The 24,895-nt window shown below is 36.4% G+C and carries 24 protein-coding genes and 1 pseudogene; 20 read left to right on the plus strand and 5 right to left on the minus strand.

What is annotated here, in order from left to right:
• Window positions 1–20 precede the first annotated feature (20 nt).
• Window positions 21–740, plus strand: coding sequence for an RDD family protein (locus tag R1X58_RS10595; RefSeq protein WP_240572716.1), 720 nt, complete (start codon window positions 21–23; stop codon window positions 738–740).
• Window positions 740–1,345, plus strand: a complete 606-nt coding sequence (locus R1X58_RS10600) for a trimeric intracellular cation channel family protein (RefSeq protein WP_240572717.1) — start codon at window positions 740–742, stop codon at window positions 1,343–1,345. The genes R1X58_RS10595 and R1X58_RS10600 overlap by 1 nt, the downstream gene beginning before the upstream one ends.
• Window positions 1,346–1,386: 41 nt before the next feature.
• Here R1X58_RS10600 and R1X58_RS10605 read toward each other — a convergent pair whose 3' ends face one another.
• Both R1X58_RS10605 and R1X58_RS10610 read right to left on the minus strand, forming a co-directional pair.
• A complete protein-coding gene (locus tag R1X58_RS10605; protein ID WP_240572718.1) occupies window positions 1,387–2,247 on the minus strand; it encodes a hypothetical protein in 861 nt (286 codons plus the stop codon).
• A 1,073-nt stretch (window positions 2,248–3,320) separates the two neighbouring features.
• Window positions 3,321–4,019, minus strand: a complete 699-nt coding sequence (locus tag R1X58_RS10610) for a peptidylprolyl isomerase (protein WP_240572719.1) — start codon at window positions 4,017–4,019, stop codon at window positions 3,321–3,323.
• A 5-nt stretch (window positions 4,020–4,024) separates the two neighbouring features.
• On the opposite strand from R1X58_RS10610, the gene R1X58_RS10615 reads away from it, so the two are divergent.
• From R1X58_RS10615 to R1X58_RS10665, 11 genes are all read left to right on the plus strand, one after another.
• Window positions 4,025–4,672, plus strand: a complete 648-nt coding sequence (locus R1X58_RS10615) for an NUDIX hydrolase (RefSeq protein ID WP_240572720.1) — start codon at window positions 4,025–4,027, stop codon at window positions 4,670–4,672.
• A gap of 52 nt (window positions 4,673–4,724) precedes the next feature.
• On the plus strand, window positions 4,725–5,522 hold the full coding sequence (locus tag R1X58_RS10620) for a lysophospholipid acyltransferase family protein (protein WP_240573068.1): 798 nt from the start codon (window positions 4,725–4,727) through the stop codon (window positions 5,520–5,522).
• A gap of 39 nt (window positions 5,523–5,561) precedes the next feature.
• Window positions 5,562–7,679, plus strand: a complete 2,118-nt coding sequence (recQ, locus tag R1X58_RS10625) for a DNA helicase RecQ (RefSeq protein WP_240572721.1) — start codon at window positions 5,562–5,564, stop codon at window positions 7,677–7,679.
• Window positions 7,680–7,747: 68 nt separating this feature from the next.
• Entirely contained in the window at window positions 7,748–8,269 is a 522-nt protein-coding gene (locus R1X58_RS10630) for a hypothetical protein (RefSeq protein ID WP_240572722.1), read from the plus strand.
• Between the two features lie 15 nt (window positions 8,270–8,284).
• Window positions 8,285–8,857 carry a pentapeptide repeat-containing protein gene (locus R1X58_RS10635; protein ID WP_240572723.1) on the plus strand — a complete coding sequence of 191 codons (573 nt, stop codon included), beginning with the start codon at window positions 8,285–8,287 and terminating at the stop codon, window positions 8,855–8,857.
• 6 nt (window positions 8,858–8,863) lie between these two features.
• The gene (locus tag R1X58_RS10640; RefSeq protein ID WP_240572724.1) at window positions 8,864–9,739 is read left to right on the plus strand and encodes a helix-turn-helix domain-containing protein; all 876 of its coding nucleotides are present in this window, start codon (window positions 8,864–8,866) and stop codon (window positions 9,737–9,739) included.
• Window positions 9,740–9,825: 86 nt separating this feature from the next.
• On the plus strand, window positions 9,826–11,061 hold the full coding sequence (locus tag R1X58_RS10645; RefSeq protein WP_240572725.1) for a multidrug effflux MFS transporter: 1,236 nt from the start codon (window positions 9,826–9,828) through the stop codon (window positions 11,059–11,061).
• 66 nt (window positions 11,062–11,127) lie between these two features.
• Window positions 11,128–11,736, plus strand: a complete 609-nt coding sequence (locus R1X58_RS10650; RefSeq protein WP_240572726.1) for a hypothetical protein — start codon at window positions 11,128–11,130, stop codon at window positions 11,734–11,736.
• Between the two features lie 72 nt (window positions 11,737–11,808).
• Window positions 11,809–12,813, plus strand: a complete 1,005-nt coding sequence (locus R1X58_RS10655) for a glycoside hydrolase family 43 protein (RefSeq protein ID WP_240572727.1) — start codon at window positions 11,809–11,811, stop codon at window positions 12,811–12,813.
• An 82-nt stretch (window positions 12,814–12,895) separates the two neighbouring features.
• Window positions 12,896–15,220 carry a type IA DNA topoisomerase gene (locus R1X58_RS10660; protein ID WP_240572728.1) on the plus strand — a complete coding sequence of 775 codons (2,325 nt, stop codon included), beginning with the start codon at window positions 12,896–12,898 and terminating at the stop codon, window positions 15,218–15,220.
• A gap of 1 nt (window position 15,221) precedes the next feature.
• The gene (locus R1X58_RS10665) at window positions 15,222–15,800 is read left to right on the plus strand and encodes a pseudouridine synthase (protein WP_240572729.1); all 579 of its coding nucleotides are present in this window, start codon (window positions 15,222–15,224) and stop codon (window positions 15,798–15,800) included.
• Between the two features lie 193 nt (window positions 15,801–15,993).
• On the opposite strand, the gene R1X58_RS10670 is transcribed toward R1X58_RS10665, so the two are convergent.
• Window positions 15,994–16,626: a hypothetical protein gene (locus R1X58_RS10670; RefSeq protein ID WP_240572730.1), complete on the minus strand. Its 633-nt coding sequence runs from the start codon at window positions 16,624–16,626 to the stop codon at window positions 15,994–15,996.
• 3 nt (window positions 16,627–16,629) lie between these two features.
• Window positions 16,630–17,124 (minus strand): RNA polymerase sigma factor, encoded by a 495-nt coding sequence (locus tag R1X58_RS10675; protein ID WP_240572731.1) that lies wholly within the window; start codon window positions 17,122–17,124, stop codon window positions 16,630–16,632.
• Between the two features lie 205 nt (window positions 17,125–17,329).
• Between R1X58_RS10675 and R1X58_RS10680 the strand changes: the two genes are divergently transcribed.
• The 6 genes from R1X58_RS10680 to R1X58_RS10705 all read left to right on the plus strand — a co-directional run bounded on the left by R1X58_RS10680 (window position 17,330) and on the right by R1X58_RS10705 (window position 22,256).
• On the plus strand, window positions 17,330–18,337 hold the full coding sequence (locus tag R1X58_RS10680; RefSeq protein ID WP_240572732.1) for a DUF6340 family protein: 1,008 nt from the start codon (window positions 17,330–17,332) through the stop codon (window positions 18,335–18,337).
• A gap of 100 nt (window positions 18,338–18,437) precedes the next feature.
• Window positions 18,438–19,184, plus strand: coding sequence for an energy transducer TonB (locus R1X58_RS10685; protein WP_240572733.1), 747 nt, complete (start codon window positions 18,438–18,440; stop codon window positions 19,182–19,184).
• A 261-nt stretch (window positions 19,185–19,445) separates the two neighbouring features.
• Window positions 19,446–20,786 (plus strand): 2TM domain-containing protein, encoded by a 1,341-nt coding sequence (locus R1X58_RS10690; RefSeq protein ID WP_240572734.1) that lies wholly within the window; start codon window positions 19,446–19,448, stop codon window positions 20,784–20,786.
• Window positions 20,787–20,800: 14 nt separating this feature from the next.
• The gene (locus R1X58_RS10695) at window positions 20,801–21,148 is read left to right on the plus strand and encodes a 2TM domain-containing protein (RefSeq protein ID WP_240572735.1); all 348 of its coding nucleotides are present in this window, start codon (window positions 20,801–20,803) and stop codon (window positions 21,146–21,148) included.
• Between the two features lie 2 nt (window positions 21,149–21,150).
• Window positions 21,151–21,465: a 2TM domain-containing protein gene (locus tag R1X58_RS10700; RefSeq protein ID WP_240572736.1), complete on the plus strand. Its 315-nt coding sequence runs from the start codon at window positions 21,151–21,153 to the stop codon at window positions 21,463–21,465.
• A gap of 32 nt (window positions 21,466–21,497) precedes the next feature.
• Window positions 21,498–22,256, plus strand: coding sequence for a LytR/AlgR family response regulator transcription factor (locus tag R1X58_RS10705; protein WP_240572737.1), 759 nt, complete (start codon window positions 21,498–21,500; stop codon window positions 22,254–22,256).
• 2 nt (window positions 22,257–22,258) lie between these two features.
• Here R1X58_RS10705 and R1X58_RS10710 read toward each other — a convergent pair whose 3' ends face one another.
• Window positions 22,259–23,434 (minus strand): LETM1-related biofilm-associated protein, encoded by a 1,176-nt coding sequence (locus R1X58_RS10710; protein ID WP_240572738.1) that lies wholly within the window; start codon window positions 23,432–23,434, stop codon window positions 22,259–22,261.
• A gap of 143 nt (window positions 23,435–23,577) precedes the next feature.
• Here R1X58_RS10710 and R1X58_RS10715 point away from each other — a divergent pair.
• Window positions 23,578–24,849: pseudogene (locus tag R1X58_RS10715) on the plus strand (DUF4331 family protein).
• The last annotated feature ends 46 nt before the right edge of the window (window positions 24,850–24,895 follow it).

Genomic DNA, 24,895 nt, shown 5'->3' on the forward strand with positions numbered 1-24,895 from the left:
GAGATAAATTAAAATATAAAATGTCAGAGTTACAAATTAACACGACCCAAAATGTGAAAATAAATTTCAATGCCGCCGGTGCCGGAGAGCGTGTACTGGCGTATGCTATTGACTGGGCTATTAAAATTGGGTATCTGCTTATTTTGAGTGAGGCGTTTGGGGTGTTCGATGCTATGGATCAATGGTCGCAAATAGCTATTAATACGGTGTTAAGTTTTCCGGTGATGTTTTATACCCTGGCATTAGAGTCGACGTTACAGGGGCAAACCCTGGGGAAGAAAGCCTTGAAGATTAAGGTGGTGAAGATTGATGGCTATCAGGCGTCGTTGTCCGATTATGTGGTGCGCTGGTTTTTTAGAATTGTTGATGTCTTTATCTTCGGACTTGGTTTTTTTGTGATGATCCTCAATAAAAAGTCGCAGCGTCTGGGTGATATGGCGGCAGGTACGGCAGTGATTAGCCTAAAGGAAAACATAAACATTAACCACACCATTCTGGAAGAGTTGAAGGACGATTACGTGCCAACCTACCCGAACGTGATAAAACTAAGTGATAACGATGCCCGCATTATTAAAGAAACCTTTACACAGGCCAAGGCGGCACGCGATTATCAAACCTTGATTCGTCTGCGTAAAAAACTGATTGAGGTGGTAGGCATTAAAGACGTGAAGCAAAAAACCGATATGGAGTTTATTGATGTGATTTTAAAAGATTATAACTTTTATACCCAGAACATGTAATGCTGTATATAATTGACATTTTAGGAACCATTGCCTTTGCTATTTCGGGAGCCTTAGTGGCGTTCGATAAACGCATGGATGTGTTTGGTATTTTTATTATTGCCTTTGTAACGGCGGTAGGTGGTGGTACCCTACGCGATTTACTCATTGGGCATACACCGGTAGGCTGGATGAACGACCTGACCTATACCTATGTTATTATTGTCTCGACCATTTTTGCTATTGGGTTTCGCAGTAAACTCAACTATTTACGTACCTCTTTATTGTTATTTGATGCTATTGGTATCGGGTTGTACACCTTAATTGGTTTAGAAAAAGGCGTGGAGTTGCATTTGCACCCCATACTTTGTATAGCTTTAGGTACTATGACGGCCTGTTTTGGTGGGGTAATACGCGATATTTTGTGTAACGAAATCCCCGTGGTGTTTAGGCGCGAAACCATTTACGCCACCTGCTGTATATTGGGAGGGGTAATGTATTTTGCTTTAGGGGTTTTGCCGTTAGACCACAATATTGTGTTTTTAGCTTCCGGAACCATTATTATTGCCACGCGTTTACTAGCGGTGCGTTTTAAAATTGCTTTGCCTAATATTTATAGGGATTGATATAAAAAAGAAAATGTCCTAGTTTGATGTTTTATAGATAGTTAGTGTGAAGGTTGTTTTTTTATGTTTTCTGATATAGCAATTATCATAAGTCCTTCTAATGTATAGCGTCTGTAAAATTTCATGAAAGCCATAAATGCTATATATGAAATTGCAGAAAGAATGAGTGTTAATAGAATATTTTCCATAGTAATTGGCAAAAATCTAATAAACCTAACTATAAAGTAAATTGTTAGTATGTTGAAAATTAAACTAATGGTTCTTAAGAAACCGTAAAGTGCAATATAGTTATTCATTTTGATTTGATGTTGCTTACTATTTTCATAAGCATAGTGTGATAGAATTCGGTAGAAATCATATTTTTTACTCTCTCCTCTATTGTATTTGGTTTTTTGAGACATATTTCTAAAACCAAGATTACCTAAAAGAATATTGGTTTTTAATTTAATTAGGTCAGTTAAAAATGAATCTAAGGGCTTTGTGTAGAAACTTTTTAAGCCTAATAACTGACCAAAAATCCAATCAAATAAAACGCAAGGAAATAAAAAAATAAATAAACAAATCCTCCATAATAATTCTTTCCAATTTGATGAAGATTCCCAATAACCTTGATTTTCAAAGCCAAGTAAATATTTAGAAGGATAACCATATCTCCAGTTAGCATATTTTTCAATGGTTATTGAAGAAACAAAACTGATTAAATGTCCAGTTGTATAGGCTAAGATTATGAATAAAAAGATGCCTTCTATTTTAACCGAAGAAAAGTTTTTGATTAATTCATCGATATTAATTCTCTCTACTTTTTTTAAGTAGTCAATAGTCAATAAAGAATAGATTACAATTGACCCAGGAATAAGATATCCAAGAAAATCATATACTGAAAAGGGGTTTTGTTTTATCATCGTATGTGTTTTGTTTATCTAAATATACATACTATTCCTACGAACTAAAAATGAATTTATTTGTAGTTTTAAACAACTCTACATATTACCATTATTCTCGTTTAAAACCACTTTAATAGTACCCTTGTTCAGCTAAAGGTGTATTTAAAAAACATAACCCTGAACGAGAGCTGAACAAACCTCGAACAAAACTGCAACAAAACCCCTGTTTTTTTGGCTTCAGTCCCAAATGGTCTCAAACTGTGTCAATTCGTCTCATTCTGTCTCATATTGTGTCAAATGGTTTTATTTTTCGAATTATTTTGTTCATTTCTTTTGCTTGTCCAAAAGAAACGAACCAAAGAAAAAGACCCTCCAACGATAGGCATTTTTCGGCATACCGAAAACCGCAATGCAAACTCCGCGTCACTGCGTTCCTGAATCTCGGAGCTTTGCCTTGTTATGCTTACGTTGGAGATGAGTTTCTAACAATATTTGTTGTTCTTATTTTTGGTTTAAAAGTAGAATTAAAAAGTTGTCTTTTTATATTTGGACCTATGATTTATTTTGTAGTAATATAAGCTTTAAGGCGCAGCTAGGGCAGAGAAGCATGGCCTAGCGTAGCGTTTGCCATGCGCATGCAAAGCCTTAAAATCAGATATTCAAGAAATGAATCAGAAGTCTAGCTGCCTGTCCTGAGCGGAGTCGAAGGGTTTGTTACTTTTTTGGGTAATGCAAATCGACGAAGGAGATTCATGAACTCCTTAAATTAAAATATAAAATAGTGAACTAAAAAAAGTAAAGGTATTAAGGGGAATAATTTCATTTTGAAAGAAAACAAACCTTGTCACCCTGAACTGGTTTAGCTACGCTGAATCTTCGATTTCAGTGTATAAATAAGATGTAGTAAAGATGCTGAAATGAATTCAGCATGACAGTTGTGAGAGTTCAGGAGTTTATTATTGACTACGTCGAATCTGCGATTTCCTGCGTAGGCAGGAATCTATCAAGGAGTACGTATAATGGATGCCTCCTTCCCCAGGCATGATAGTTAACACTTCCGGCATCCGTCACCGGTCCCCAGTTATCAAACCTTACTGTATAATTTCAACATTACGAATGTAAATATTCTTCAAAGGCCAGTCGGCATCATCGGTTTCAACGGCAGCAATTTTATCAATCACATCCATACCTTTGGTAACACGACCAAAAATGGAGAAATCACCATCTAAAAAGTGGGAGCCACCATGTTGCTGCACAATAAAAAACTCGAAAGGCGATGCCAGCTTATGCGGGTTGTCAATTTCACTGCTTGGCATAGAAATCACCCCACGATCGTGTTTAAAACCACGTTTGGTATCGGCAGGTAATAAATAACGTCCAATATTGGCACGTTTTCTACCCACTTCAATATCGTCACTACTGCCCGCCTGAACCATAAAGTTATTAATCACACGGTAAAACTGGGTGCCGTTAAAATACTTCTGTTTGGTTAAAAAGATAAAATTAGCACGGTGGTATTTGGTTTCTTCAAACAATAAAATCTCGATATCGCCAAAGTCGGTAGTAATACGCACTTTATTTTCCTTATTCTCTTCGCCGTACTTTAAAAAGAACTCCATGGCATTCTTATCGGTAAGTTTTGGGTAGGTACGTTTTTTAGGTTCTACCAGTTTCGGTTTGTCGGCTGCGGTTTCAGTCTTCAGCTCTTGGGTCTTATTTTTTTGTTTAGATTGTTTATCTTCACAATTCAGAAATAAACAGGAAAGACATAAAAACAAGATAAAGCGCATAGTGTATGAATTTTGATGAATTTTTAAAAGTTGCTTCAAAAATAAAAAATATACCACTACCAGCCGAATCTGCACAGTTTAAAATGGTACCCACGTTTCGTCGTGAAGAATTACGTATGCAACGTGAAGCCATAAAACAGGCACGGCAGGCAGGCGTTATGGCTTTGTTTTATCCTGATAGCTCACATATTACCAATATTATTTTAATCTTACGGAAGACTTACAAAGGGGTGCATTCGGCACAGGTGGGCTTTCCCGGAGGTAAGCTGGAAGACGACGATGCCTCGATAGAAGCGGCTGCTGTACGTGAAACGTTTGAAGAGGTAGGCGTACCGGAGCAAAATATAAAAGTATTACGCCAGTTAACCGAGGTGTATATTCCGCCAAGTAATTTTTATGTGTTTCCGTTTATCGGGGTGTGTCATGAAACGCCTCAGTTTATAAAGCAGGATGAAGAAGTTGAAGCGCTTATTGAAGTGGCTTTAAGCGATTTTTTAGACGATGCGAACGTGATTGCCAAAACCCTGCAAACGTCTTATAGTCCTGAAGTTGAGGTGCCTGCCTTTAAATTGAACGATTATGTGGTGTGGGGAGCTACCGCCATGATGCTGAGTGAAATAAAAGACTTATTAAAAACGGCCATAGTAGTCTAATAGATTTATTACTTTTGTAGCTGCTAACTAAATTTATTTGAGGCACGATTTTATGGGGTTGTTTAAAAGAAATCCGTTTGGACATATACTTATTGTAAAGAAGTGGTTAATTCGCGTGTTGGGCGCCATGACGCATCAGCGCTTTCGCGGATTTAACGAACTACAAATCGAAGGTTCTGAAATCATCAAAAATCTTCCGGATAAAAACGTGTTGTTTATTTCTAATCACCAGACGTATTTTGCCGATGTGGTGGCTATGTTTCACGTGTTTAACGCGAGTTTAAGTGGCCGTGTCGATTCTATAAAAAATGTAGGCTACCTGTGGCACCCAAAACTGAACATTTATTACGTAGCAGCTAAGGAAACCATGAAAGCAGGTTTACTGCCTAAAGTATTAGCTTATGTGGGGTCGGTAAGTATTGAGCGTACATGGCGATCGGAAGGTAAAGATGTAAACCGTCAGGTGCGTATGAGTGATATTTCGAATATTGGTAAGGCACTGGACGATGGTTGGGTAATTACGTTTCCGCAGGGAACAACCACGCCGTTTAAACCGATTCGAAAAGGAACGGCTCATATTATAAAACGTTACAAACCTGTTGTGGTGCCTATTGTTATTGATGGGTTCCGCCGTTCGTTCGATAAAAAAGGATTACGCATTAAGAAGAAGAACATTCTTCAAAGCATGGAGATTAAAGCGCCGTTAGAGATTGATTACGATAACGAAACTACCGATGATATCGTAAAAAAAATAGAATTTGCTATCGAGCAACATCCATCGTTTTTAAAAGTGATTCCTCAAAAAGAATTAGAGGCACAGGAGGAATTGAATAAACTTAGAGAGTGGTAGACTAAGCCATTCTCTCTGGTCTTTTCACGACACAGCTACATGCAAATTACAAATATTCAAAATCTGGTATTATCGAACCTGAAGCATTATTTTGGTTACGATAGTTTCCGTGCGCAGCAAAAAGACATTGTTGAAACTTTACTAAACAAGCAGGATTGTTTGGTAATTATGCCTACCGGTGGTGGAAAATCGATATGTTTCCAGTTGCCTGCTTTGTCATTTCCTGGAGTCACGTTGGTCATTTCACCATTAATAGCCCTGATGAAAGATCAGGTGGATGGCCTAAATGCCAATGGCATTAAAGCCTCGTTTTTTAATAGTAGCCAGAGTGCCGAAGAGCAGGAAGCCATTATTGAAAAGGTGGTCGCAAAGCAGTTAAAATTATTGTATGTAGCACCTGAAAGTTTACCGGGTTTGCAGAATATTTTAAAGGAAACATACATTAGTTGTGTGGCTATTGATGAGGCGCATTGTATCTCATCGTGGGGTCATGATTTTCGTCCCAGTTACCAGCAGTTAGGCTTTTTAAAAGCCAGCTTATCCAATACACCGTTTATTGCTTTAACGGCTACGGCCGATAAAGCCACGCGCGATGATATTTTAAAGCAGTTGCAGATTGAGCATGCCCAGCAGTTTATTTCGTCTTTCGACAGAAAAAACATTTCATTGGAGGTGCGTGCCGCCGATAATCGTGTGTCGCAAATTGTAAAGTTTATTAGAAAACGACCAGACCAATCGGGAATTATCTATTGTTTAAGCCGAAAAGCTACCGAGCAACTCGCAGAGAAATTATCTAATAACGGGATTAAAGCTAAGGCTTATCATGCCGGATTGAATTTCGATCAACGTAATAAGGTACAGGAAGATTTTATTTTCGATAGAACTCCCATTGTATGTGCTACGGTTGCCTTTGGGATGGGGATTGATAAATCGAACGTGCGTTGGGTAGTGCATTACAACATGCCTAAAAATATAGAGGGCTATTATCAGGAAATTGGTCGTGCCGGACGTGACGGATTAAAATCGCATGCGGTGTTATTTCATAGTTATGCCGATGTGATTCAGCTGCGGAATTTTGCTTCGGGCACGTCTAATGAAGATGTTCAGGTGGCGAAAATAGAACGCATGAAACAGTTCTCTGAAGCCACTACCTGTCGAAGAAAAATACTGTTGAGTTACTTCGGGGAATTACTGGCTGAGAATTGCGGGAACTGCGATGTTTGTAAAAACCCGCCTCAGTTTTTTGATGGAACGATTATAGCGCAAAAGGTATTGTCGGCCATCTATCGCTTAAAGGAAACCGAAGCCATAGGTATGGTGATTGATGTGTTGCGTGGGTCGCATAATGCAGCGGTGATGGAGAAAGGTTACACCCAGTTAAAAACTTTTGGTATTGGTAAAGATATAGCCTGGAAAGACTGGCAGCATTATATTATTCAGTTGATTAATCAGGGGTTTTGCGAAATCGCTTTTCATAAGAATAACGCCTTACATCTTACCGAATTTTCAAAAAAGGTGCTGTTCGAAGGTTTAAAGGTATCGTTAACCAAACCAACAGAGGTTGCTGAGGTGAAACAAAAGCCAGCGGAACGTGAGCTTAAAGTGTCGAAACCAAAAGGGACTGGATTATTTGAGCGTTTACGTCAGTTACGTTATAAGATTGCTTTAGAGGAAGATATTCCCGCGTACCTGGTGTTTAGTGATGCCACACTTAAAGAAATTGAACGCGAACGCCCAATGAGTGAAGACGACTTTTTACGAATTAGCGGGGTCGGACAGCGTAAGCTCGAAGTTTATGGTGATGAGTTTATTGCCGAGATTCTCGATTTTATGGGCACAAAACCTAAGAAACCTAAAAAGAACGATACACATTTGGTTACTTACGAGATGTATAAGCAAGGTTTGTCTATTGAAGAAATATCTATAAAACGAAAACTGAAATCACAAACTATTTACTCACATATAGCTAAGTTGTATAAAGATGGTAAAGCTATAAATATCTACGATTTTGTAACAAAAAGCGAAGTGGCTGCGGTAAAAAAAGCCTATAAAGAGCTGGACGCACCTGATGCTTTAAAACCGTATTTCGATTACTTTAACGAGCAGATGGATTACTTTAAAATTCGTTTGGCGTTGAGTGTTATTGAAAAAGGGTAGAGGAGCTCTTTTTTTTAGTCAAGTATTTTAATTTACTTTATACATTAATCAAACTATAATGTTTATTAATGAAAAAATACATTTCATCTTCAAGTAAGTTTATCAGTGAAGCAGCTACAGCATGTATTATGATTTTGCTTATAGGTTATTTTTTGTTTAGGGGTTTAGATTTAATGTTTTTGAAGGTTATTTCTTTGTCTGTAGTGGTATTGATGATAGTTTGGGTTGTCATTTATTCAAGAAAGAAAGCTTTTAATATTTATTTTGAACAAGAAGAAATATGCATAAAATATACTTTTATAGATAGGGAAATTAAAGTGCAGTATAATGATTTGATAGAAGTAAAATATATATCAGGATACAGGGTGCCTACCAAAAATAGTATTAAATTCATTAAAGGGAGTAAACTTCAGGCCGTTAAATTCGATACTGTTGGAGATGATGAATGTTACCTTAGTTTTGTTAAATATTTGAAATCCAAAAATAAAAATATAGAATTAAAGGTGATTCCTTCAGATCATATCCTTAATTATAAATTACAGGAGATTTATGGTTTTAAGTATAGAAAATTTGTGAAAGAAACTCTTTAATTAAACGCAGCTCATATGTCACTAAATATAACAGAAGATGAAGTTTTCGAAAAACAAGACTTTACAGTAAACCGATTACCTAAAGGTGATTACGATTACTGTAGATTTATTAATTGTAATTTTTCTGAAAGCTTTCTATCTGAAATTAAATTCATGGAATGCGAGTTTATTGACTGTAATTTGAGTTCTGCTAATATTACGCATACCAGTTTTCAGGATGTGGAATTTAAACGCTGTAAAATGCTGGGGTTGCATTTTGAGTATTGTAACACCTTTGCTCTGGAGATTAAAATTGATGACTGCACGCTCGATCATTCTTCCTTTTATCAGGTCGGACTAAAAACCAGCAGCATTGTTAACAGTAAGTGTATACATGTAGATTTCACGGAAGCCGATTTAAGTGGGGTAAATCTGGAAGGCTGTGACTTTAAAGGCGCGACCTTTCAGAAGACGGTTTTAGAACATACCGATTTTAGAAAATCAATAAATTATCGAATTCATCCTGAGCATAATAAAATGAAAGGCGCTAAATTTGCTTTGGAAGGCGTTTCTGGACTCTTGGAGGCGTATCAAATAAAAATAGAATAACTCTCTATGAAGGTATTCGATACTATAGACGATCTACTTACCGAACTCCATGTGACCAAAAAAAGCGTGTCGCCGGATTTCTTCATTCTAAAGTTTGACGATATAGATTATGCCCGTCGTGTCGAGACGTTTCCGCATTATAAGCGTTTTTTTGAAATTACTTTTTACGAGGAAAATAAGAATGAGGTTCAGGTGGGACATACTACTATGAACGATTTGAATGATTCTATTATGTTTACCTCACCCATGCAGTCGTTGTCGGTGATTCGTAAGGAAAAACCCGTGGGCATCATTGTGTTCTTTAAAGCTAAGTTTTTTACGCCCAAACGCCACCAGTACGATATCCAGCATGAGTTTCCGTTTTTTAAACTAAATACCAAACCGTCGTTTAAAATTAGTAAAGAAGAAAAGCAATATATCAAGCAGTTATTGGAAGTCATGCATCGCGAGTTTGAGAATAACGAACCACAATGTATTGAAATCATTCAATCGTACTTAAATATTTTGTTGAATTACATTAAGAGAATTTTAAAAGGAGATTCGGGCAAAGTGAAACTGAAACGTTATGAGCAGTTAACCAATGCTTTTGAAGAACTGGTACTTGAAGAAACCGGTAAATATAAAACGATTGCCGAATACGCCAGCCAGTTGAATATTACACCTATTTATTTGTCGGAATCTACCAAGCGCGCCAATGGACTTTCAGCAAAACAGATTTTAACTAATTATCAGATGCTGCGCGCTAAATCTTTACTGGTACAAACCACAAAACCTATTGAAGAAATATCAATGATTATGGGGTTTGAAGAAGCGACCAACTTTATTAAATTCTTTAAAAATAACGAAGGGCTAACGCCTTCGGTTTTTAGAAAACTACCTTAAAAAATATCATTTTCACCTTATTTTGAATTGCTGTTAAACCTGTAAGCCTGGCTATCTTTGCACTTTCCGAAGGGAGAAAATTGCATATGAAAAAGTTTAGAGTTAATAAGGGTAATAGCAAAATTATCATATTGTTTTTGGCGGCATTGATAGCATTGTCGCCATTTGCAATAGATTCATATTTATCGGCCATGCCGCTTATGGCAACGTTTTTTGGGGTGGATATTAATGTGGTAGAATTAACTATTACCTTATATTTTCTAGGGTTTTCTATAGGTAATTTTTTTGGGGGTCCGCTTTCTGATGCCTTTGGTAGAAAACCAATAGCTTTAACAGGAATTACACTTTACGGACTTTCGGCATTGGCTATTCCGTTTTGTACGGCAATAGAAGGTGTATTGGCTCTGCGAATCCTTCAGGCCTTTGGCGGTGGTTTTGCTACAGTAACGGCCAATCTCTTTATACGCGACTGGTATCATGGTGAAAAAGTTGCTAAACTTATTACGATTACAACCATGATTATGATGCTGGCACCATTGTTTGCTCCAGTGTTGGGTTCCGCAATCATTCATTATAACGGATGGCAAGGGGTCTTTTTCTTTTTGTGTATCTGGGCGGTGATTCTGTTTACATTATTTTACATGCTTATTCCAGAATCCAGAGATGAAAAGCTAATTACCAAAAATTTTAATACCAGACAATTATTAGAGAAGTACAAAGTATTTCTGTCCGATAGAAAATCGGTGATTATGCTTATGGCAATAAGTTTTCCGGTGTCCGGACTGTATATTTTTATTACCAGTTCGTCGTTTATCTACTTAGAATATTTTGAGGTTAATCAGGTACATTTCCCGTTAATATTCGGCGCAACCATTTTATTAAACATCTTATTATCGTTATTAAATACCTATCTGCTTAAATTCTACAAACCAAAGCGTTTGTTGCGAATAGGTTTGTATATGCAGCTATTGGCAGGATTCTTATTATTTTTATCGGTGCAGTTTGAAAGTGTGTCGTTTTGGAGTGTGTTTGTATTGATTGTGTTTTATGTAGGTAGTTTGGGATTGGTTTTTGGTAACGGAACAGCCTTAATTTTGAATAGTAATCCTGAAGTAAGCGGTTCTGCAAATGCAACTTTAGGGATTTTCAGATTCCTATTAGGTTTTGTTTCAGGAACCCTAATTGCGTTGTTTCATTCTAAAGATTTAGTACCAATTGGTGTAGCCATGTTTACTTGTAGTTTGATTGGTAATCTGTTCTTTTTCATGTCTAAAAAAGTTAAAAGTAAAGATATGGTATTGGCTATCGATACCAGTAAATAGTTTCTTCATATTCGTTTTTTAAAGAATTTGATTAAATTTAGGATAGGTTTCTAAAATTAATAATTCATGAAAAATGTACTTTTATTGTTTGTCGTTGTTAGTGTCTTGTATACCTGTAAAAAGAAGATAGAGAATCAAGTTACTGAACCTATAGTAGAGCAAGTTGAACAGGTTGAGGTTAAAAATGAAGAGCCCAAAGAAATCTTTACTCCACAAAGTGTAAATTATACGCTGGCGGAACAAATAAAGGATTTTATAACAACTCAGTATTTATCTGAAGGTGATCTGAATATTATTGATGAATCACAACGCAAGTTTCAGCTTTATCAAATCGATTTGAATAATGATGGAAACAATGAGGTCTTTGTTAATTTTATGACGTCTTATTTTTGTGGAACAGGCGGATGTACCCTGCTACTATTAAGCCCTGAACTAAAACCAATCACTAAGTTTACCGTAACCAGTACACCAATTTGGATAGAGCAGACTATGAAAAATGGTTGGAAAATTATTTTAACCAGGTCTCAAGGAGAATTAAAGGAGCTGATTTATATAAACGGAACCTATCCGTCCAATCCATCGATGGTTGCAAAAGCGCCTTACGATGCCGCCAGTGGTCATGCAGAAATATTATTTGATGATAATTTTAGTCCGGCCAAAACCTATACTTTTTAAAGAGGAATTAGGAAGTTTTAATAAAAAGTGTAAATTAGTCACTTATTATATTTTATTAAAACTAAACTACATATGAAATTTTTATCACCACTACTTTTTCTGGCATGTTTTGTTATTTTGCCCTTGCAGTCTTTTGCGCAGAACGAACAATTTAATAACCCAATAGCAGAAGAACGTGCCGATCCCTGGGTGTTTAAAACCGATGACGGAACCTATTATTTGATTGCTACCGTTCCCGAATATGATAAAATTGTTATTCGACAAGCCAAAACTATAAACGGCTTAAAGGAAGCTGAAGAAAAAGTGGTGTGGACCAAGCATAAAACTGGTGTGATGGGGCATCATATCTGGGCACCGGAGTTACACAAAATTGATGGTGTCTGGTATATTTATTTTGCAGCTGGCGAAGCCGAAAATATCTGGAATATCCGTATGTGGGCTTTGTCTAACACTTCAGAAGATCCAATGGAAGGCACATGGAAAGAAGAAGGACAGGTAAAAGCTAAACAAGAATCCTTTTCTTTAGATGCCACAACATTTGAACACAATGGTAAACGTTATATGATTTGGGCGCAAAATGTACGTGGTGGAGCTCATGGAACAGGATTGGTCTTGTCTGAAATGAAAAATCCAACCACTTTAGTGGGGCCTGAAGTAGTAATTACCGAACCAGAATTTAGCTGGGAACGTATGAAATACAATGTAAACGAAGGACCTGCGGTAATAAAACACGGTGGTAGAATTTTTGTAACTTATTCGGCGAGTGCTACCAATCATAATTATTGTGTTGGTCTGTTATGGATTGATGAAGATAAGGACCTTTTAGATCTTAAAAACTGGAATAAATCACCTGGCCCCGTATTTTATACCAACGAAGATGTAAAACGCTACGGACCAGGGCATAATTCATTCACCACTTCAGAAGACGGTAAAGAGTTGATTATGATTTACCATGCCCGTGATTACAAGGAAATTAAAGGGCATGAACTATCAGATCCAAATCGTGCAACCAGAGCCAGAGTAGTAAAATGGACGCCAAGTGGTTTCCCTGATTTTATGCAGACGGTTGGAGATTAATTTCGTTAATAACTCCTGATAAGTCTTCTGTAAAAACTACTTCAAAATTGCTATTTTGCGGGCTCTTATTTAGTGAAACCGAATGAAAGTCTGTATAGCCGAGAAACCAAGTGTGGCGCGAGAAATAGCCACTGTTTTAGGAGCGAATACCAAACGTGATGGGTATTTCGAAGGGAATGGCTATGCAGTAACATATACCTTCGGGCATTTGTGTACTTTAAAGGAACCTAACGATTATAAACCGTACTGGAAAAGCTGGGATTTGAATAATCTGCCTATGCTGCCTGAAAAGTTTGAAACGAAGGTAGTATCCAATTCAGGAATTCAAAAGCAATTTAAAATTGTTAAAAGTCTGTTTGAAAAAGCCGATGTGGTTATAAACTGTGGGGATGCCGGGCAGGAAGGAGAGCTTATTCAGCGTTGGGTAATGAATGAAGCGAATTACAAAGGTGAAGTGAAACGTCTTTGGATTTCTTCGTTAACCACCGAAGCCATTAAAGAAGGTTTTGAAAACTTGAAGCCATCTGAAAAGTATGATAATTTGTATTACGCCGGTTTTTCCAGAGCGATCGGTGACTGGTTACTGGGTATGAATGCCACGCGTTTATACACTTTAAAACATGGTGGATACAAACAGGTTTTGTCTATCGGGCGCGTACAAACGCCAACTTTGGCGATGGTTGTGAATCGTTTCAAGGAAATTGAAAACTTTAAGCCACAGCCGTATTGGGAATTACAAACCATGTATCGTGATACTTTGTTTAGTTGTGAGGAAGGCCGCTTTTTAAAGAAGGAAGACGGGGAGGTTTTAGCCAATCGCGTTAAAGAAAGTGACTTCGAGATTGTTTCCATTGAAAAGAAGGATGGAAAGGAATATGCACCCAAACTGTTCGATTTAACAGGCTTACAGGTGTATTGTAATAATAAATTTGGTTTTTCAGCTGAAGATACCTTGAAGATTGTTCAGAGTTTATATGAGCAAAAAGTGGTGACTTACCCAAGGGTAGATACGACGTTTTTACCAAATGATGTGTATCCGAAAGTTGAGGGCATTCTTAGAAATCTAACCGAATATGCTGCCTTAACGCAGCCCTTATTAGGTAAGAAAATCAGGAAATCCAGCAAGGTATTCAATGACAAAAAAGTTACCGATCACCATGCTATTATTCCCACCGGTATGCAGTCGCAGTTGCCATACAACCAAAAGCAGGTTTACGATATTATTGTGAAGCGATTTGTCGCTGTGTTTTACGATGACTGTCTGGTAGCGAATACATCAGTTATTGGAGAAGCCGATAAAGTATCATTTAAAACCACAGGTAAAGAAATACTAAAGAAAGGCTGGCGTGTGGTTTTTGAAAGTCCGGATAAAAAAGAAAAGGAAAGCGGTATTTTGCCAAGCTTTGAAAAAGGTGAAAAAGGCCCGCATGAACCTTCGTTTTTAGAGAAGGAAACCAAACCGCCAAATCAATTCACAGAGGCGTCGTTATTACGTGCTATGGAAACTGCAGGAAAGCAGGTAGACGATGACGATTTACGTGAGCTAATGAAAGAAAACGGTATTGGTCGTCCCTCAACACGGGCGAATATAATAGAGACTTTATTTAAGCGTAAATACATTAAACGTAATAAAAAGCAGGTATTGCCAACCGTTACAGGAATTCAGTTGATAGATACGATTCAGAATGATTTATTAAAATCGGCGGAATTAACCGGTAGCTGGGAAAAGCAATTAAAAGATATTGAAAAAGGCGAGTACAGTGCCGCAGCGTTTATAAAAAATATGAAGCGCATGGTAGATGCTTTGGTTTACGAGGTGCGCAGTGAAGCAACTCGTGCTAACATTTCGCATGCCGTAACCGTGAAGAAACGCGAAGTTAAAGCCGAGCAGAAAAAACAGGCTGGTATTTTAGCTGAAACATGCCCGAAATGTAAAGAGGGCACGATAATAAAAGGGAAAACAGCTTATGGTTGTAGCGCTTATAAATCAGGTTGTAATTTTGTGATGCCATTTGAGTTTAGCGGAAAGAAAATCTCTGAAAAACAATTTGTAAGATTACTTCAAAAAGGATCGACGGTAAATTTGAAAGGTTTTAAAACCGATGCAGGAACGGTAGAAGGCCTTGTGCGTTTAGATGATGATTTTAAATTAAAGTTAGAACCTAAAAAAGGAAAAGCCAAAACAAGTGAAGCTAGTGTTGCTACGTCAAACGACTCAAATGCTGATGAATTACAATGTCCTAAATGTCATCAGGGTACCATTATAAAAGGGAAATCGGCTTACGGTTGCAGTGATTACAAGTCTGGATGTACCTTTGTTGTGACTTTTGAAGATGTAAAAGCCAAAATTAACGGACAAACACCAACAAAAGAATTGGTGTATCGTATTTTAACAGAAAGTGTTTAGAATGGATCACAAGCACTTTATGATTTATAAGCCTTATGGGTTTTTAAGTCAGTTTTACAGTAATGACAGCAAACAGCAAAAAAAGAATTTTTTAGGCAGCTTACACGATTTTCCTGAAGGCATTATGTCGATTGGTCGATTGGATGAAAAATCGGAAGGTTTACTGCTTTTAACCACCGATGGAAAAACCAGTGACTTTATTAACAGTAAGAAAGTCGATAAGGAATATTATGCCTTAGTCAATGGTGCTATAACCGATGACGCTATTCAGCAAATGGCCTCTGGAGTTGAAATTGGCTTTGACGGCAAGAAATACCAAACCAAACCCTGTAAAGTTTTTAAACTGGAAACGGAACCTGATTTACCAACGCGATCTAAAAAAATACGTGATGACCGTCACGGACCAACCACTTGGATTTCTGTAACCCTTAACGAAGGTAAGTTCAGGCAGGTTCGAAAAATGACTTCGGCAGTTGGTTTTCCAACACTTCGACTAGTACGTGTGCGTGTGGGACACATACACCTAAGTAATATGCAGGTTGGTGAGGTTATGCCTATTGACCTGTTAGAAGAATTTTAGGTTTAGACAGGTTATATTTCTAGACACTTCTTTGACCTGTTCTATTTTATAACTTCACTATTCACATTAGGGATTACTCATAAACTCTTATTGTTATAAAAAGGAAATCGTGAATACGAAAGTATTTGAAGCATGCTACCGTGTAGCGCGTAAAGCACTACCCTGAGTTTAGCGAAGGGTAACGCCTAAAAGATTAAACTTCCAGTTTCTTTAATTCCTGATAATTACTATTTAAACGCTTAAGTAGTAAACCGTAGATAAGGCGATAAAATAGCCATAAAATAAGTACAAATACCACTGTAAAAACGACTACAAGCATAGAGATAAAAACTACTTGCTTGGTGGTTAAATCTGCAAACTTGTCTATAAGTTCCGGGTCGTGGGTAAAGGCATAATAAAAGCCAATTAGTAGTGAGACTCCGGCAACAACCAAATTATAAATCACGTAGTATTTGATAATTTTACGAGTCTTAATTATGCTTTTCATTAGGTTTTTAACACTATCGGTCACCGAAATAGCTTTGTAGGCTTTATAGAGCAGATAAATGAATAGGAAAATAATGCCATAGCTAATGGTGGTAATGGCACCAAAGACATATTCGTTAGTGTAAATTGAATCGAGTTTGGCTTTATAGCCATCGGAAGCAAAATAGGGGATGAAGTTTATTATAATCCAAAAGGCCAGCTCGGCAATGCTAATATAAAATAAGGTCTTAACGATGGAAGACGATTTTTTAAGTAGCATCGGGTAAATATCTTTTGCAGATAGTTTATTGTGGTCGGACTGTTTGTTCCAGTCTTTTTTTAGTAAATCTAATTCATCCATAGCTTACGGATTTAATATGGTTTTTAGTTTGGTTTTAATTCGGTTCATTTTCACTCGTGCATTCACCTCGCTAATTCCTAAAGTTTCACTTATTTCTCGATAGTCTTTATCTTCTAAATACAGAAATATCAGGGCTTTTTCTATATCATTAAGTTGATGTATGGCTTTGTATAGAATTTTTAATTGTTCTTCTTCGGTATCATCATAAGCTTCAGATTTTATTTTAAACTCAACGCCTTCAAAGTCTTGTGTGTTGATGCTGCGCTTCGATTTTCGGTATAATGTAATGGCTGTGTTCAGACTTACACGATACATCCAGGTACTGAATTTTGCATCACCTCTAAACTTAGGGTAGGCTTTCCAGAGTTGTATGGTTATTTCCTGAAATAAATCGTTATGAGCATCGTAATTATTAGTGTACAACCGGCATACCTTATGCACAATATTCTGATGCTTTTCTAGTAATTCAACAAAACTATGTTCTAGTTCTTTTTTCAAATTAGTGGTTTAGTTATACTGTAAGTAGCTTAAAGTTTTAAAACGTTACAACTTTATAAAAATAATATTTTTGATAATATGGTTAGGAATGATAATAGGGGTATAAAATCAAAAATATTAGTAATATAGCATTCGGTAAAACAGAGCTTTAAAACAGAAATGGCATATTTCTTGTTTTAACCTGAGAAACTTAAACCCAAAAGACATGAAAAATATCTACTTTTTATTATCAGGAATAATTGCTCTTAGCTTAACGTCTTGCGGAACTTCGGGCTATGTAAATTTAAATTATCCACAGGAACCGTTAGTTATACTTCCAGACAATGTATCCAATGTGGTTTTGGTGAATCGGTCGTTAACCAAAGATGAAGATAAAAATGCTGAAACCATGGAGGCCATTACTACCGGAGAAGTTATGGGCTCAGACCGAATAGCTTCAGATGAAGCCATGAAAGGTGTTTATGATGGTATTCAGAATAAAAGCCATATCCAGATTATCATGCCGGATACTTTACGTTTGTACGGAACAGGAACAAGATTAACACCCGAATTATTGCCTTGGGAAAAAGTGACTGAAATATGCGAAAAATCGAATGCCGATGTGTTACTGGTTTTGGAAAACTTCGATTCTAATTCCGATTTAATACGTTCTGCGGTGGTCGATCAGGTTAATGCTGTAATTACCACAGGAAAACCAAGTGCCAGAATTCCAACCGGTGCTCGTGTAAATGTTCGAAGTTACTGGCGATTGTACGATCCGTATACCAAAACGATTATCGATCAGTTTCAGCAAACACATTATATGAATTTCGATTTAGTAAATGGTGTGGCCCCAATAAATGCTTTAGGGGAAACCGCCTATGCTGCAGGCTTTGATTATATCAACCGGTTTTTACCAAGCTACTATCGTGTAAAACGCGATATGTATAAAAAGGGAAAAGGTCGCGATAAGGATTTGTTTGGAGCCGGATGGCGCTCTGCCGAAGTCGCTAAATGGAATGATGCGATAGCTGTCTGGAAACGTATTGTTGATGAAAATCCTAGAAGCAAATCGGCTGGGCGAGCAGCTCATAATATAGCCGTTTCTTATGAGGTTTTAGGTGATACAGATTTGGCTTTGCAATGGGCACAACGAGCTTACCGCGATTACGGTGACAAAGAGAGTCGTGATTATGCTAAAATACTCCTTAGAAGACAACGTGTAGAAGGATAAAGTCTACTTTTTATGTAGTAAATTTTATAGGTGGCATATGATAAATGTCATAGTAGGAATCGGGCATATAGACTAATTTTACTACTATAAATAAACAACTATGTTACCTAAAAAAAATCCCGATGTAGAAATTGGCAGAAATAGCGGTTTATATTTTGCTATCGGGCTTAATATCATGCTATTTTTGTCTTGGCAAGCCTTAGAATATAAAACCTTTGAAACAGAAGATGTAGATATAGGATATGTTAATATGCAGGCTCAAACCGAGGAAGAAATTCCTATTGTGCAATATACACAAACATTACCGCCACCACCACCGCCACCAGCTATTGTAACTGAGAGTGTTGAAATAGTTGAGGACGAAGAAATTATAGAAGAAACTATTTTTGAAAGTACCGAAGTGACTCAAACAGATGCTATTGTTGAGTATGGCGATACAGATTTAGGCGTTTCTGATGTACAGGTTGCTGAAGTTGCCGAAGATGTAGAGGTGCCATTTTCAGTTATTGAGAATGTTCCTGTATTTCCAGGTTGTGAAGGCAAATCTAAAGCTGCTACCGTTAAGTGTTTTAATGATAAAATGCTGGAGCACGTTAAAAATAATTTCCATTACCCTGAAGCAGCACTTGATTTGGCTATTGGAGGTCGTGTTACTGTAGTCTTTATCATAGATCAAAAAGGATATATAACAGGAATACGTTCAAGAGGACCAGATAAAATTTTAGAAAAAGAAGCCGAACGAATAGTAAGCCTATTACCTAAAATGAAACCAGGTACTCAACGTGGCAGACCTGTAAAAGTAAACTATGCCGTGCCAATTGTATTTAAATACAGTGCTACACAATAACGATTAGGTAATGTAGTACGATTACCGCTAATTTTAGTGGTAATTAAGAAAGTCAATGAATATTGCAGCATCAGTATTCATTGACTTTTTTTTGATTTAAAACCGAATGATTACACTTCAGATATTAAAAATGACAGTTCGGTAAAACTCTTTTCGGAAAGCCAAAGTAAGTTGGCACTTTTGTCTTGTAATTATAATCTGTTAGTTTTTACTGCTTTTAGTAAATTTAAGGATTAATAAAAACAAAGTATAGCAAAGAACATGGCAAAAGGATTTAAAAATATAATCATTACGTTTTTTATCGGGTGTGCCGTTTTTTTAGTAGGTAATTTACTTGAAAATGGATTGCAGTTTGGTAGTATAAAAGTAGCGTTAGTAAACTTTGCTTTTTATCAGTTATACTCATTTGTTTTAGGATATTCTAATTTGTTATTCTTTGGGTATCTGGAGACTTTAAAGTGGAAATCTACCGAATCTGTTAAACGTATTGTTTTAGGAATTTTGGGCTCTGTGGTAGTTACGCTGTCAGGTTTGTTTTTATTGCGTGCCGGAACATCGGTGTTATACAATGGTAATTCATTCAAAGAATTTTTAGACCACGAGAAAATTCAGTATTACGGTTTTGGGTTAATAATTACCTTAATCATTGTTGTCATCTTTCATCTTATATATTTCTATAATCGCTATCAGCAAAACAGAATTAAAGAGCAAAAGGTTATTGCTGGTACGGCGAGAGCGAAATTCGATGCTTTAAAAAATCAGTTAGATCCACATTTTTTATTCAACAGTTTAAATGTACTTACTAGTTTAATAGATGAAAACCCCGAGAACGCCCAGAAATTTACAGCGGCTTTGTCGAAGGTATATCGCTATGTTCTGGAACAGAAAAATAAAGAACTGGTTTCGGTTGATGAAGAACTTAATTTCGCAAAGACTTATATGTCGCTGTTAAAAATGAGATTCGAAGACAGTATTATTTTTACAATTCCAGAGCAGGCAAGCAACCCGGAAAGTAAAGTAGTACCATTATCATTACAATTATTACTTGAAAATGCAATAAAACACAATATGGTAACACCAGCCAAGCCTTTACATATTAAAATTTATGAAGACGGTAATAATCTGGTGGTCGAAAATAATTTACAACCCAAGCAAATAGTTAAGAAAAGTAGTGGTGTCGGGCTTAATAATATCATGCAGCGTTATAAGTTGTTAACCACTAGAAAAGTAAACATCAATCAGCAAGCAAACCGTTTTGCCGTTGCAATACCAATGCTTACAAAACAAATATCAGTTATGAGAACACAATCAAACCAATCCATTGACGATGCTTATGTTAGAGCACGAAATCATGTAGACGAACTTAAAGGCTTTTATTATAGTCTGGTATCTTATTGTTTAGTTATTCCCTTTTTAATTTTTGTAAACTATAAAACGTCATGGGAATTTCAGTGGTTTTGGTTCCCCATGTTTGGTTGGGGGTTAGGTTTAACAATTCAGGCGTTTAGAGTTTTTGTTTCCAATCAGTTTTTGGGACGAAATTGGGAAGAGCGAAAGATAGAGGAGTTTATGCGAGAGGAAGAAAACAAGGGCTGGAAATAATAAAATGAAAAATCATGAAAAATTACGAACTAGAATCATACGATAACGAAACTTCAAAAGAACGTTTCTATAGAGAAGAAGCTTATTTACGTGCAAAACAGAAAGTAAAAAAAATATTAGGGTTTTACTGGCACCTGGCTAGTTACATTATTGTGAATATATTCATCATTATCGTTATCGTCTCTAATGGAGGAGAGTTGTTTAGTTTTGGCACTTTTGCTACAGCCTTATTTTGGGGTATTGGTTTAGCATTTCATTTTTTAAGTGTTTATGGGCCGGATTTTATTTTTGGAAAAAAATGGGAAGAACGCAAGATCCAGGAATTTATGGAAAAGGAACAAAGTCATCATAAATTTGAATAGCTATGAGTACAGATAACAAAAATCAAGAAGCCTTTTTGAAAGCCGAAAAAAAGGTTTACAACCTAAAAGTATTTTATATTCATTTAGTAGGATATTTTATTTTAGTAGCGCTATTGGTATATAATTTATATATCATGCATGGACCTTACAAAGATTTTTTCTTTTGGTTTGATATCATCGTTTTGGTAGCCTGGACAGTTTTTATTGGCATTCATGGCTGGCACGTATTTAGAGGGAAAATTATTTTTAAGAAAAACTGGGAGGATCGTAAAATAAAAGAGTTTCTCGAAAAGGATAGAATTAATCGCTGGGAATAGTTAAAATCAAAGTCTGTTAAATAAACATATCTATGCACGTAATTATTATAGAGGACGAAAAACCATCAGCACGCCGATTAAAGCGCATGCTTGAAAAGTTGAATATTGAAGTGGAAACCATGTTGCATTCTGTTGAAGAATCGTTAAGTTGGTTTGAAGCCAATACACATCCCGATTTAATATTTTTAGATATTCAGCTGAGTGATGGCTTATCGTTCGAAATTTTTGAAACGATTCCAATTAAAAGTGCGGTTATCTTCACCACAGCTTACGACGAATATGCGCTACAAGCCTTTAAACTAAACAGCATCGATTATTTATTAAAACCTATTGATGAAGATGATTTACAGACTGCCGTTGAAAAATACAAGGAACGTTTACCACAAAGGCAGTCAGTATCTTTAGATTTTAACGATATTAAAAAGTTGCTGGTTAATCCGATAGATCGGGAATATAAAAAACGATTTTCAGTAAAAGTAGGGCAGCATTTAAAGTTAATTGCGGTAGATGATATTGAATGTTTTTACAGTGAAAATAAAGGGTCTTACATTCATACCAAAGACGGCAGAAATTATTTGCTTGACATTACTTTGGAAAGTCTGGAAAGTGAGCTGGAACCACAACTGTTTTTTAGAGTAAATCGTAAATTTTTCGTCAATATTAATGCGATAAAAGATATGATTAGCTACACAAATTCCAGGTTACAAATTAAGCTAAATAGTTATGCTGACGATGAGGTTATTGTAGCCAGAGAGCGGGTTAAAGATTTTAAAGAGTGGTTAGAATCTTGAGATTAATCCTCTTCAATTCTATTCTCATCAAAAGCAGAAGGCAGGAGTTTAGGGATAAACTTAACCACTAAAGGCAATAAAATAGCACCACCCGGAAGTAAAAAAATAGCCAGACTTGGTATCGATTTAAAAATATCTAGTAATTGGTCCTGAACTTTCTTTTGTTCTTCAGCTGTTAAGTCTCTTACGGTCGATTGTGTTAAAAGTACCATCAGTTCTTTACTGTCTTTTAACTCTTTATATAAACGTTTGCTGTTTCGGATAATTAATTTTTTCACCATTTTGCTCGAGTTATTGTAAAAACTCTGAACAATATTTTTAGAACCTAAAACGGCAATATTCTCTTTGTTTGTGGTATAAAAACTGTTAACTGTTTCCAGCGATTGTTTTATCAGTTGGGTGTCAATATTAAAATCCTGACCTAATTGAATTAAAAAACGTTTTTCAGTACTATCAATCGTTTTATCGGTCCATGCTGCCATACATGCCAGGTCTAAAATATATTGCTTTTCTAAAGGTGTTTTAATATTTGAGATGGCGTCTTCATAAGTAATATGTGTGTGATCCTGAAAACGCAGAGACGATTCAATGAGTCGTATTAAACTTTCATCGTATTGGTTTTTGTCTTCTTTCGCATTTAATACATCTAAAGAAACGCATTCAATAGAAGCTTCTATGTTTTTAATATAAGTTTTAGAAATATGCTTTTTTCTTAAATAATTATCATATGCCAACACATCAATATATAAAAGCGCATTAATTATGAAGTAATTAAAGTTTTTGGTAATGATGTTTGCATCTATCTGAATACGCTTGTGTATTAACTTTTCAAGCTGTTCATTCGATTTTTTACCGCCTAGTAACTCACCAAAAAAAGAGGCTTTCTTTTCGCTTATTTCTGTATAAAAATCGATAACACTATCAACAAAAGGAATGTCGGTTTTCGAATGGTTATACGTTTGAAGTAATGCCAAACACAGATTGATTTTACAAAGTTCTTCCTCGATTAAATCTTCTTTTGCGAAGATGTTTAAAACCACATCTAAGTTACTGCCATAAATAAAGCCACAAGATCTTAGCGCCTGATAAAAGCCTTCGTCGTCTAAGTCAAGAAACCGGTGGTTAGTCTTAGCTTCCTTTAGTAATTTTTTTATCCAACCATTTGCAGATGGATTCATAGCATGCGATTTTGTTGATGTAAATGTAATGTTTTCATGGAATATTTCGTAATTATTTCCTTTAACAAAATTTTAACAAAACCGAGTTTTTCTTTTTTGCGTAGGTATGCTTGAAACCGAGTAAATAACTAATTAATAAACGTATGAAAAAGTTAAAAACAGTTTTTGGAATTGGAGTAGTAGCGGTTGCTGGTTACTTCGTAGTTGCTGCAGACCATATTGATGCACCGGCCGTGCAGGGTGGCTCTAGCGACATTACCGATTTTTATGCCTTTCAAGGTGAAGATGCCAATAATCTGGTATTTGTGGCTAATGTTCAGGGCTTATTGAGTCCGGCAAACACAGCGTCGGCAAGTTTCGACGAAAGTGTCATGATTGAGTTTAATATCGATTACGATAATGATTATGTCGAAGATTATGTAATTCAAGCCATTCCTAAGGATGGTAAAATGTATGTTATCGGGCCAAAAATGCCGACACAAACAGGATTAAACAGTATGGTTGGTACAAACGATGTGTATAATGCAACAGTTGCGAATATTACGAGCTACGGCATGGATGCTATGGTGGGAATGAAAAATGGTATTAAAGTATTTGCCGGACCAAGAGATGACCCGTTCTTTATGGATTTTGCAAGATTTGTTCAAATTGTAACTCCAGGTGATGATGATGGCGATGGTATGGAAGAAGGTGCTTTTTTACCTGATGGTATGGCTTCCGATACATTCGCAGGAACCAATGTGATGTCGGTAGTGGTTGAAGTACCTAAATCTACAATAGGTGGTAGTGGAACTATTAATGCCTGGGTAGAATCAAAAAGAAAGCAATAAAAAGACTTAAAAAACGAAATACAGAACATTATGAAAAATATAAAATTAATCCTAGCACTTTTAGTGATGCCATTTGTAGCATTTAACTGTAGTGACGACGACGATATGAAAAATGAAAACGGACTTCCAAATTTAGCAGGAACCTACATGCAGGAAGACCAAATGGGAAGACCAGCGGTAAATACCGTATTCGTGTCTCTATCAAGTAAAGATATGTTTAATGTTACCATACCATCGATGCAAAATGCCTCGTTCCAAAGTATGTTTCAGGCTAATTTAGAAGGATTAAGTCCTGCTTTTGCAAATGCAGAAGATACCAATGCCCTAGGTTTAGATGCGGCAACCTTTACAGGAGTATTGGCAACCGATGTTTTAAATGTTTCTTTAGACGGAACTACAACATTTTACGATGGCACTAATGTGTTAACCGGAAGAAATTTAGCCGACGATGTGATTACGGTAGAACTCTTGTTAATTTTTGGAGGAGAAGACTTTTCTGAAAATCCAGGACTATCAGACGATAATGTCGATGCTAACGATAAACCTTTTTTAGCCTCATTTCCTTATCTGGCTTCACCATGGTAGAAGCTTAAACTTAATTCAGAAGCAAAGGGTTCGCTCTTTGTTTCTG

Origin of the sequence: Aestuariibaculum lutulentum (assembly GCF_032926325.1) — a bacterium.
Lineage (GTDB): Bacteria > Bacteroidota > Bacteroidia > Flavobacteriales > Flavobacteriaceae > Aestuariibaculum > Aestuariibaculum lutulentum.